This is a genomic window from Stenotrophomonas sp. FR012 (genome assembly GCF_047520565.2).
GTDB lineage: Bacteria > Pseudomonadota > Gammaproteobacteria > Xanthomonadales > Xanthomonadaceae > Stenotrophomonas > Stenotrophomonas sepilia.
This window is the reverse complement of the sequence record NZ_JAXBQL020000002.1, coordinates 56,824-67,169: the sequence shown is the minus strand read 5'-3', so window position 1 is coordinate 67,169 and position 10,346 is coordinate 56,824. Positions and strand designations below refer to the sequence as shown.

The following is a 10,346-nucleotide window of genomic DNA, read 5'->3' as shown; positions in this document are numbered from 1 at the left end:
GGTTTCGTGGGGTGGCCGGCCCGCGGCCGGCACTACCCTTACGGATGCCCTGTGCACCGGAACGGGATCTGCGCTGTGGTAGTGTCGGCCGCTGGCCGGCATCACCCCCAGGCCGACCACGCATACGGATACTCGCCAATCTGCCCAGCAAGACCGGCGCGCACCGGATTGCCCAGGATGTACAGGGCCTGCCGCGCCAGCGACTCTTCGGTCCTTACTGCATGATCGAAGTAGCCGGGCTGCCACACCGTACCTCGACGGCCCGCCAGGCGATTCAGGGCAAGTGCGCTCGACGATTTCATCCGGCGCGCGACGTCTGGAAGGTGAACTGCACGCAGCTCGAACATCCAGTGGACGTGATCCGGCATGACAACCCATGCGTGTGACCATACGAGCCCGCGCTGTTCGACGTAATGGAACTGGTCGATTACACATGCTGCTGCAGCTTCGCTTTCAAAGAGCCGGCGGCGCTGGTGGGTCGTGGTTGTCAGGACATAGGCCTGGCCGATGATCGAGTGACGGCCCAGGCGGAGGCGATGGCTGCTCATGCGCCATGGTGGGTCGATCATTGGGCGTTGGCTGTCAGGCCAAGCCTCGATGGGGGTTGGGAGATGTCTGAGGTTGAATGAGGTTGCCGGCCAGCGGCCGGCACTACCAGACCTCAGCCGCGCAGGGTGGCGCCACCGTCCACGTACAGGTCGCTCATCGCTACGTGCCCGGCCTGCTCGGAGAGCAGGAACATCGCCGCGTTTGCGATGTCTTCCGGGGTGGCCAGCTTGCGCAGCGGAATGCCGGCCTTGTAGGTCTCCAGGTTGCCGGCGATCACCCGTTCGGCGCCGTGCTCGTCCTGCCACATGCCGGTCTGCATCGGGGTCAGCGTCGAGCCCGGGGCGACGATGTTGCAGCGGATGCCCAACGGCGCCAGCTCCAGCCCGAGGCAGCGGGTGAACATCGTGGCGGCGGCCTTGGATGCCGCATAGGCGGCCATGCCATGCCTCGGCACACCGGCCGCATTCGAGCTGACGGTAACCATCGCGCCCTGCCCGCGCGGCGACATCACCCGCGCCAGGGCACGCCCGACATGGAACACCCCGTCGGTGTTCACCGCGAACACCCGGCGCCAGTCGTCATCGCCGGTCTCGGTCACGCCGCCCACATGCAGCACACCGGCTACGCTGGCGGCCAGCATGATCGGCCCGATGCTGGACTCGACCTGATCCACCAGGCCGTCCACGGCGGCACTGTCGGTCACGTCGAGCGCAAAGGTGTGCACACGCACATCTGCCGTAACAGGCGCCTCGCGATCGGTCGCCACTACGGTGCAACCGGCCTTGGCCAGCAACCGCACCAGTGTCTCGCCGATGCCACCGGCAGCGCCGGTCACCAACGCCACGCGGCCTTTGAAACCGGTCAACTGCATGTTGCGATCTCCTGTTGTTCGTCCCATTGGCGCAAGCGTGCCGACAACCACGGCGCCAGCTGCGCCACTGCATCGCGTCCGGTCAGCTCTGCGTGCAGGAATGGCAGTTCCAACGACTGCACCCTGCGCGCGTGTGCCCGCCACAACGCCGACCGCAACTGTGGCCGCGCCTGGTGATCTCGACCGGCACGCACATGCACCAGCGTGCCATCGAACGGCCGGTGGATATGTTCACGGATCAGTCGATTGGTGCCGGTCACGGCGCGCACCACGCCATCCAGCACGACATCCGGCAGGCTACCCAGCGCACTGCCGCCACGACGCAGGAACGCGAGAATGCGTTCCCGGCTGTCCAGTTCCGGATGCGCATCCGGGTCATGACCGGCAATCGCCAGCAGTGCCCGCAATGCGGCGATGGCATCGGGCTCCGGCTCGGCCCGCCAGCACTCGCTGGGATAGGCGTCCAGCAGTACAAGTTCGCCGACCACGCGCCCGATCTCATGCAGTCGCACCGCCATCGCCTGGGCGAGGATGCCACCCACCGACCAGCCCAGCAGATGCACCGCCCCCGTCGGCTGCAATGCGACCACACGCTGTACGTAGTCGTTGGCCATCGCCTCGATACTGCTCGGCAGCGGCTGCCGCGCGTCCAGTGCCGGCGACTGCAGGCCATATACCGGGCGTGCCGGCTGCAGTGCCCGGGCCAGGGCGCGGTAGTTCCAGGCGATGCCGCCGGCCGGGTGCAGCACGAACAGCGGCGTAGGCCCGGCCGGTTCGGTCGCGGCCAGCGCAATCACCGGCCCCAGTGCGTGATCGGCCAGCGCGGGCGGCTCGGCAATGCGAACCGCCAGCGCAGCCACGGTGGGCTGGGCAAACAAGGCCCCCAGACCGAGATCGCAGCGCCAGCGCTGTTCGATCGCCAGCAGCAGGTGCACCGCCGACAGTGAGTCACCGCCGAGACTGAAGAAATCCGCATCCACCGCCACCGGCGCATCTCGCCCGAGTGCCTGGGCAAACAGCGACGCCAGCTCCTGTTCCAACGGCGTGCGCGGCGCCAGCCCGGCGATCTCCTGCCGCGGTGGTACGGGCAGCGCGTTGCGATCCAACTTGCCGTTGGCGGTCACCGGCCAGTGATCCACGCCAACGAAGGCGGACGGCACCATGTAATCCGGCACGCGTGTGGCCAGATGACTACGCAGCATGCTGGCGTCGGCCAGTGCCGACGGCACATAGGCTACCAGCCGGGCATCGCCGGGTGCGTCGTGGCGCAGGAGCACTTCCACCCGCTCCATGCCCGGCAGTTCGCGCAAAGCCGCCTCGATCTCGCCCAACTCGATGCGCAGGCCGCGCAGTTTCACCTGATGGTCGCTGCGGCCCAGGTACTCCACCGCGCCATCGCTGCGCCAGCGCGCTATGTCGCCGGTGCGGTAGATGCGCTCGCCCGCCAGGAAAGGATCGGCAAGGAAGCGTTCGGCAGTCAGGTCCTCGCGACCGAGATAGCCACGCGCCAGCTGCACACCGCCCAGATAAAGGTCACCGGCCACACCGACCGGCACCGGCTGCATCCGCGCGTCCAGCACGTAAAGGCGGGTATTCCAGACCGGGAAGCCGATCGGCACCGGCCGCGATCGATCCTGCGCCGACGCCGGCCAGTAGCTGACGTCCACCGCGGCTTCGGTCGGGCCGTACAGGTTGTGCAGCTCGGCGTGCATGCGCGCGTGGAAGCGGTCGCGCAACGCGGCGTCCAGCGCCTCGCCACTGGTGAATACCCGTCGCAGCTGCAGGCCTTCGGACGCCGGTGCAGCGAGGAAGGCATCGAGCATCGACGGCACGAAATGCGCCGTGGTGATGCCATGCCCGCGGATCAGCCGCGCCAGTTCGGTGGGGTCGCGATGCGCATCGGGCCCGGCAACCACCAGCGTGGCTCCGCACAGCAACGGCAGGAAGAACTCCCAGACCGAGACATCGAAGGTGGCCGGGGTTTTCTGCAGCACGCGGTCATCGGCGCGGATGCCGTAGTGCTCGCGCATCCACAGCAGGCGGTTGACGATGGCACGGTGTTCGACGACCACGCCCTTCGGTTCCCCGGTCGAACCGGAGGTATAGATCACATAGGCCGCATCGCTGGGCGCCGGATCGGCCCACGGCGCGGCGAAGCTCAGCGCGGTCCACTGCTCCGGCGCGAGCACCGGTACGCCGGCCATGCGCGCCGAAACCTCCGCCGCAGCCAGAACGCACACCGGCTGCGCCGAGGCGAAGATCCGCGCCAGCCGCTCGTCGGGATGGGCAAGGTCCAGCGGCAGGTAGGCCGCGCCTGCGCGCAGCACGGCCACCAGCGCGATCACCAGCGCCAGCGAGCGCGGCAATGCCACCGCCACCACGCTGCCCGGGCCGACACCCATCGCCCGCAGCTGTGCCGCCAGCGCGAAACTGCGCGCTTCCAGCGTTGCGTAATCCATGGCAGCATCGCCGAACACCAGCGCAGGCGCGTGCGGGTCCCGATCCATGCCCTGCTGCAGCAATTCAACCAGGGTGGTCTCAGGAAGCGCGTGCGCGGTGGCGTTGAAACCCTGCAGCACCTCTTGCGCCTCCATGGGCGTGGCCAAGGGTACGGCTTCGATATCGTCAGCCTGCAGCGCCGCCGACACGAAATTCAGCAGCCGCGCCGCGTGCGCCTCGACATCCTCGCGACTGTACACCGCGGGATTGGCCTCGATCTCCAGATCCAGCAGGTGCTGGCCATCGCCACGGAAACCCAGCGCCAGGTCATCCACCGGCCCGGTGCACAGCACCTCCAGCGCCGCCTGCACGCCGGGCAGGGCCGGCGGCCTGTAGAACGGCTGCACATTCACCAGCGGGCCGTGCAGGCGCTGCTGCGTGCCGACCAGGCCCAGGTCCCGGCGCAGCTGCTCGCCCCGGTAGCGGCCGTGCCTGCGGCCCTGGCTGAGCTGGCGACCCAGGCCCCGGGCAAAGGCCTCGACGCTGCCCTCGCCGGCCGCCACGCGCAGCGGCAACACATTCATGACCATCGCCGGCACCCGCGCCGACGCGTTGCCCAACCGCCCCATGTAGGGCACGCCCAGCACCACTTCATCGGCGCCACTCATCCGCCGCAGGTACTCGGCCGCCAGCGCGGCCAGCACATCCGGCCAAGGCTGCAGCCAACGCACCGAAGCCTGCAGCAACAGCTCACGGAATGCCGCATCGAGCGGCTGCACCCAGCGCAGCGCGTCGTCACTGGCCGCGAGCGTGCCGGCCAGGCCTGCGCCTGCCGGTGCGCCCTGCATGTGCTCACGCCACCACTGCCCGGCCTGCACGCGGCGCGGATCGGCACGGTAGGCGGCATCATCGGCCAGCACAGCGGACAGTCCTGGCAGTGGCTCACCCTTGCGGCCGGCGTACAACGCGCACACGCGATCGGTGAACAGCGCCATGCCGTAGCCATCGGCAGCCAGATGATGCACCCGCAGGTACCAGACCCAGCGCTGCCCACCCAGTTCAAGCAGCACCTGCTGGCTGATCCGGTCGCGGGTGGGATCGACCGGGCTCAGCCGGTCGGCGTGCATCAGGCTGCGTGCCGCAGCGGCGGGATCCGCCTCGGCGGACACATCGCGTACGGAAAGCAGCGGTACGTGTACCGGGTCATGCCACTGTAGTGGCTGGCCATCGGCACCTTCGGCAAAGCGCAATGCGAAAGCCTCGGCCTCGCGCGCAGCCCGGTCTGCCGCTGCGACGAACGCGGCCACGTCCAGCGGGCCGTCGATCCATACCGCGTGCGCGGTATTGAATGACGGATTGTCCGGTGCCAGCCGCTGTGCAAACCACAGCCCAGCCTGGGCCTCGGTCAACGCCACCGGCGTGGCCAGCGCTGCGGCGTTCATGCGTTCTGCGCGGCCTGCAGTTGCTGCACCACACCCCACCACTGGCGCAGCGTGGTGTGCTCGGCCAACTGCGAGAACTCCAGCGGAAGGCCATTGTTGCCCCAGGCCAGGACCAGGCCGAGCATGCGCATCGAGTCCAGGTCCAGGTCGATCAGGTTGTCGTCGTCACCGATCTCGGCCGGCGTGCACTCCAGGACACGCGCCACGTCGGCACGCATCCGCTCCAGATCCAGCGCCTCACCCATGGCAGCCATCACAGCACCTCCAGCAGCTGATCGGTGGTCATCGGCACACCACAGGTGCGCGCGATCCAGTGCAGCGCCTGATCGTGATCGGCACGCGAGAAGTCGGCCACCGCATCAGCGGCGATGAAGGCCTCGATATCACGCTGGAAGGCATCGACCACGGTCGCGGTACAGCCGATATGGGCGTACACGCCGGTCACCAGCAGCTGATCACGCCCACGTACCCGCATCAGCGTCTCCAGGTTGCTGCGCTGGAAGGCGCTATAGCGATGCTTGACCAGCACATGCTCGCCCGGCTGCGGCGCCAGCGCCTCGATGATCGGCTCATGATCGGCGCTGCGACGCATGCCCGGTCCCCACAGGTCGGCCTGAAGGCCGCGGTCGCGACGGTCCTGGTCACCGTGCTGGGCGGTGTAGAACACCGGAATGCCCTGCGCGCGGCAGTGCGCCAGCAGGCGCACGATGTTGTCCACCGCCGGCCGCAAGGGCGTGCTGCCGGCGTCGAATGCCGCCAGGAAGTAGCGTTGCATGTCGTGCACCAGCAGCGCGACACGATCGCGCTGCGGCCGCCACGGGCCACGCGCCTGCGGTAGTTCGGCGGCGGTCGGCAAGGGGTAATCAGTGATACGGGGCAGCGCCATCAGCGCGTTCCTCCTGTCTGTTGCAGATGACGCGCACGCAGTTGCGCGCGCAATTCGCGGCGGCTGATCTTGCCGACCGCCGTGGTATTGAAACTGTCGACGAACACGATCTGGTCGGGCACCTTGAACGCCGCCAGGCCGCGCCCGCGCATCCAGGCCTTCAGTGCCGGCGCCTTGAACGGTTCGCCCTGCGGGATCACAAAGGCGCAGCTGCGCTCGCCCAGGTACTCGTCGGGAATCGAGACCACGGCCGCATCGAACACGCCCGGATGTGCCAGCAGGTGGTCCTCTATCTCTTCAGCAGAGATCTTCTCGCCCGCCCGGTTGATGTGGTCACCCGCACGCCCCTGCACCACCAGGTAGCCTCCGGGCAGCTGCTGCACACGGTCACCGGTACGGTAGAAGCCGTCATCGGTGAACGAGCGCGCATTGGCCACCGCATCGTTGTGGTAGCCACGGATGGTGTACGGGCCACGGGTGAGCAGATGCCCCACCTCGCCTTCGGCCACCGGCTGGTCATGGTCATCGACCACGCGCACTTCGTCGTCCGGACTGATCGGCCGACCCTGGCAAGCCACGATCAGGTCCTCCGGATCATCCAGCCGCGTGTAGTTGACCAGGCCTTCGGCCATGCCAAACACCTGCTGCAGCGTGCAGCCAAGGCCGTCGATCACTCGCCGTGCGGCTTCCGGCACCAGTTTGGCACCGCCCACCTGCAGCAGCTGCAGGCTCGACACGTCATACTTGCTGGTGGCGGCGGCCTGCGCCCACAGCAGCGCCAGCGGCGGCACCAGGCCGCAGCAGGTCACCCGCTCCCGTGCGATCAGCGGGAATGCGGCGTCCGGCCCGGGGCCGGGGCTGAGCACCACGCGGGCACCGGCATACAACGCGCCGAAGAAGCCGGGCGAGCTCATCGGGAAATTGTGCGCGGCCGGCAGCGCGACCAGGTAGACGCTGTCGCGGTCGATGCCGCAGATTTCATTGCTGGCACGGAACGAATAGATGTAGTCGTCATGCGTGCGTGGAATCAGCTTGGACAGCCCGGTGCTCCCACCGGAAATCTGCAGGAACGCCACAGACTGCGGGTCCGGATCGGCCGGCAACCGGCTGCGATCGCCCTGCAGTGCCTCCACCCCAATGAACTCCGCCGCATCGCCGTCGATCACTACATGGCGAACCGCCGGCACGTCGGCCTGCAGCGCCCGCGCCAGTCCGCGATGGTCGAAGCCATCATGCAGCCCGGTGGTGATGTAGGCACTGGCTTCGGCCTTGCTGGCGAAGTGCACCAGCTCGGTGATGCGGTGTGCCGGCAACGCGTACACCGGCACCAGTCCGGCGCGGAACAGGCCACAGACCGTTGTGACGAAGCCTGCCGTGTTGCCCAGCTGCATCAGCACCCGCTCCCCTGGCTGCAGGCCGAGCGTCAGCAGGCCGGCACCGATCCGCCCGGCCTCGTGCCACAGCTGCGCATAGCTCAGGCGCACGTCGCCGGCGACCACCGCAATGTCATCGGCATAGCGTTCTGCACGTTCGCGCAGGAACCCCGGGAAGGTCTCGCCACGCCAATGCCCAGCCTCGCGATAGCGCGCCATCAGGTCATCCGGCCACACCTGCTGCAGTGGCAGGCGGGAAGCGTCAGTGGAGGTAGTCATGCGGCAGGCTCGATCGCAGGCGCGGATTCATGGACACCCAGCGCATTCAGCAGGGCGGCGAACTTCGCAGCGGTCTCGGCCACCTCGGCCTCGGGCTGCGAGTCGGCAACGATGCCGGCGCCGGCGAACAGGCGCAGCTGCATTCCCTGCAGGCGTGCGCAGCGGATTGCCACATACCAGTCGCCGTCACCCTGCGCATCCAACCAGCCCACGGCGCCGGCATAGAAGCCGCGCGGCACCGTTTCCAGCTCGCGGATGCGCTGCAGCGCCGCCAACCGCGGCGTACCGCAGACCGCCGGCGTAGGGTGCAGTTGCGCCAGCAGCTCGGCGGCCGACGTGTGCGGATCCTTCAGCGTGGCATGGATGCGTGTGCCCAGATGCCACATGCTGGCGGTGGCATGCAGCGCCGGCCGCGGCTGTGCATCGATGTGGCTGCAATACGGCGCCAGACCCTCGACGATCGCCTCGACCACATGACGGTGCTCGTCATGGTCCTTGGTCGAGGCCAGCAGGTTCTGCGCGGCGCGCTCGTCCTCGGCAGCATCGGCGCAGCGCCGCGCAGACCCCGCCAGCGGGTGCGACAACAGCTCAGCACCACGCTTGCGCAGGAGCAGTTCCGGGGTCGCGCCCACCAGCCACGCTGGCGCCTGACCCACTTCCACCGGCAGCGGAACCGCATAGGTCGCCACCGAAGGATCCGCGCCCAGCCGTGCCAGCAGCACGTCCGGAGACAGCGCCCGGTGGGTGCGTGCCACCAGGCTGCGCGCCAGCACCACCTTCTGAAGGTCCAGTTCGGGCGCGCGCAGTGCCTGTACCGCCGCAGCCACCGACGCCGCGTACGCCTGCGCCGAAGGCTCGGCCTGCAGGGCACCCTCCAGCGCTGGCGCGGCCTGTGGCTGTAGTGCCAGCGCTGGCAGCAGGCGCTCGGGCTGGTACAACGCGTCGTCGGCACGGGGTTCGAATGGGACTGCGCCAACCAGCAGGCCCGGGCCGCCGCGCTGCTGGGCAAAGAACACCGAAACGCGTTCCGCCAACGTCGCCAGCGCACCGGCCGGCAGCGTGGCGCGGCAACCGCGTGCGTGCACGTGCTGGCCAGCGTGCTGCAGCAGGAACAGCGTCGCGTCGTCGCTGCTCTCCTGCGGCGCTGGCGCAGCCTCCGGCCACGCGCCCTGCATCAGGGAATCGTTCATGGGGTCTCCTTCATCCGATGCGCTGCAGCCAGCGCGCACAGCAACAGCAGCAACGCGCCGACCAGCAGGTATGGCAGGCTGGGCCCGCCGCGATACAACAGCGTGCCGAGCATCGGCCCGGCCACCATGCCCAGCCCCTGCGCGGCAGCGACCGTGCCTGCCGAAGCGCCCTGCTCATGCGCTTCCACCGCGTCGGCGGCCAGCGCCTGGAACGAAGGGAACACGAAGCCCATGCCGAACGCGGCCAGCGCGTACGCCGCCGGCAGCTGCCAGCCCTGCTGCACGCCCGCCACCGAAGCAAAGCCGATGCCTGAGATCACGGCGCCGAGGGCGATCCAGCGGCGCGGATGAACCTCCAGCTTCATCACCAGCGCCTGCGCCAGGATCAGGCCAACGCCGACCGCCGTCAGCGCGATGCCGGCCATGCGCGCACCGGCCGCCGCATCCAGGCCCAGGCGATCAATCGCGAAGAAGCCAACCGTGACCTGCGCGATGGTCACGGAAACCATGGCGATGAACGCCGCCAGCTGCGGCAGGCGCAGGCGCGGGTCGAGGCGGCTCATCGGCGCACGGCGCTGGGCGGAAACGCCCATTACAGGCGGTGTGGCCGGCAGTCGCCAGGCCAGCAGCGCCAACGCCAGCAGTGGCAACAGTGCGGCCACGTACAGCGCCAGCGACAGGTTCGTATAGGCCAGCCAACCCGCGGCAGCCGGGCCCAGCACCATGCCCAATGCGTTGGCGCTGCCCAGGCGGGCGAGGAACTTCGCACGCTGCCCGGTCGGTGCCTTGTCGGCGATCAGCGCAGCTGCGGTAGGAGGCACCGCTGCGTAGAACAGGCCGATCAGGCCGCGCGCAGCGACCAGCACCAGCACTGACACCAGCACCGGCGGCACCGCCTGCAGGGCCACGTCGATGAACACCGCCAGCGCGATGTAGACCACGGTGTAGGCACTCATCGCCAGCATCAGCACGCGCTTGCGGCCGATGCGGTCGCTGAGCTGGCCCCAGGGGCGCGCGGCCAGCATCCACAACACGCCTGCGGCGGTGACTGACAGCCCGGCATGCCACTCGGACAAACCGAGCATGCGGACCACCGGGCCGATCACGGCGACGAAGGACATCATCGCCATGGTGCCAATCAGGGCAGCCAACACCAGCGCCGGCAAGCCGGGAACGACGGGACGTGCGTGCATGAAACACCAGCCGTAACAGGAAAGGATTGGCCGGGCGCGCCTGCGCGCCCCACCCGGCACCGACCCTGCTCAGGGCCAGATGCCACCCTCAAATGATAACGGCTCGTATTTGCATTTGATACCC

Annotated in this window: 8 protein-coding genes; all 8 read right to left on the bottom strand. The window is 68.7% G+C overall.

Annotation, left to right across the window (positions count from 1 at the left end):
* Nucleotides 1–101: 101 nt before the first annotated feature.
* The 8 genes from ACM0O9_RS04370 to ACM0O9_RS04335 all read right to left on the bottom strand — a co-directional run bounded on the left by ACM0O9_RS04370 (nt 102) and on the right by ACM0O9_RS04335 (nt 10,222).
* A complete protein-coding gene (locus tag ACM0O9_RS04370) occupies nt 102–548 on the bottom strand; it encodes an REP-associated tyrosine transposase (RefSeq protein ID WP_065179207.1) in 447 nt (148 codons plus the stop codon).
* 113 nt (nt 549–661) lie between these two features.
* Nucleotides 662–1,420, bottom strand: coding sequence for a 2,3-dihydro-2,3-dihydroxybenzoate dehydrogenase (locus ACM0O9_RS04365; protein ID WP_329843825.1), 759 nt, complete (start codon nt 1,418–1,420; stop codon nt 662–664).
* Nucleotides 1,411–5,301 carry a non-ribosomal peptide synthetase gene (locus ACM0O9_RS04360; RefSeq protein WP_414604090.1) on the bottom strand — a complete coding sequence of 1,297 codons (3,891 nt, stop codon included), beginning with the start codon at nt 5,299–5,301 and terminating at the stop codon, nt 1,411–1,413. The genes ACM0O9_RS04365 and ACM0O9_RS04360 overlap by 10 nt, the downstream gene beginning before the upstream one ends.
* Nucleotides 5,298–5,555 (bottom strand): phosphopantetheine-binding protein, encoded by a 258-nt coding sequence (locus ACM0O9_RS04355; protein WP_065179204.1) that lies wholly within the window; start codon nt 5,553–5,555, stop codon nt 5,298–5,300. Before ACM0O9_RS04355 ends, ACM0O9_RS04360 begins: the two co-directional genes overlap by 4 nt.
* Nucleotides 5,555–6,187, bottom strand: coding sequence for an isochorismatase family protein (locus tag ACM0O9_RS04350; protein WP_139727224.1), 633 nt, complete (start codon nt 6,185–6,187; stop codon nt 5,555–5,557). The genes ACM0O9_RS04355 and ACM0O9_RS04350 overlap by 1 nt, the downstream gene beginning before the upstream one ends.
* Nucleotides 6,187–7,839, bottom strand: coding sequence for a (2,3-dihydroxybenzoyl)adenylate synthase (locus tag ACM0O9_RS04345; RefSeq protein WP_414604089.1), 1,653 nt, complete (start codon nt 7,837–7,839; stop codon nt 6,187–6,189). Before ACM0O9_RS04345 ends, ACM0O9_RS04350 begins: the two co-directional genes overlap by 1 nt.
* A complete protein-coding gene (locus ACM0O9_RS04340; protein WP_065196142.1) occupies nt 7,836–9,029 on the bottom strand; it encodes an isochorismate synthase in 1,194 nt (397 codons plus the stop codon). The genes ACM0O9_RS04345 and ACM0O9_RS04340 overlap by 4 nt, the downstream gene beginning before the upstream one ends.
* Complete coding sequence (locus ACM0O9_RS04335) at nt 9,026–10,222, bottom strand: MFS transporter (RefSeq protein ID WP_235649248.1); 1,197 nt, start codon at nt 10,220–10,222, stop codon at nt 9,026–9,028. The genes ACM0O9_RS04340 and ACM0O9_RS04335 overlap by 4 nt, the downstream gene beginning before the upstream one ends.
* Nucleotides 10,223–10,346: the final 124 nt, after the last annotated feature.

Bases quoted from the DNA above. Each gene is read 5' to 3' on its own strand.
- ACM0O9_RS04370 (WP_065179207.1), bottom strand. From the start codon at position 548: ATGAGCAGCCATCGCCTCCGCCTGGGCCGTCACTCGATCATCGGCCAG.
- ACM0O9_RS04365 (WP_329843825.1), bottom strand. From the start codon at position 1,420: ATGCAGTTGACCGGTTTCAAAGGCCGCGTGGCGTTGGTGACCGGCGCT.
- ACM0O9_RS04360 (WP_414604090.1), bottom strand. From the start codon at position 5,301: ATGAACGCCGCAGCGCTGGCCACGCCGGTGGCGTTGACCGAGGCCCAG.
- ACM0O9_RS04355 (WP_065179204.1), bottom strand. From the start codon at position 5,555: ATGGCTGCCATGGGTGAGGCGCTGGATCTGGAGCGGATGCGTGCCGAC.
- ACM0O9_RS04350 (WP_139727224.1), bottom strand. From the start codon at position 6,187: ATGGCGCTGCCCCGTATCACTGATTACCCCTTGCCGACCGCCGCCGAA.
- ACM0O9_RS04345 (WP_414604089.1), bottom strand. From the start codon at position 7,839: ATGACTACCTCCACTGACGCTTCCCGCCTGCCACTGCAGCAGGTGTGG.
- ACM0O9_RS04340 (WP_065196142.1), bottom strand. From the start codon at position 9,029: ATGAACGATTCCCTGATGCAGGGCGCGTGGCCGGAGGCTGCGCCAGCG.
- ACM0O9_RS04335 (WP_235649248.1), bottom strand. From the start codon at position 10,222: ATGCACGCACGTCCCGTCGTTCCCGGCTTGCCGGCGCTGGTGTTGGCT.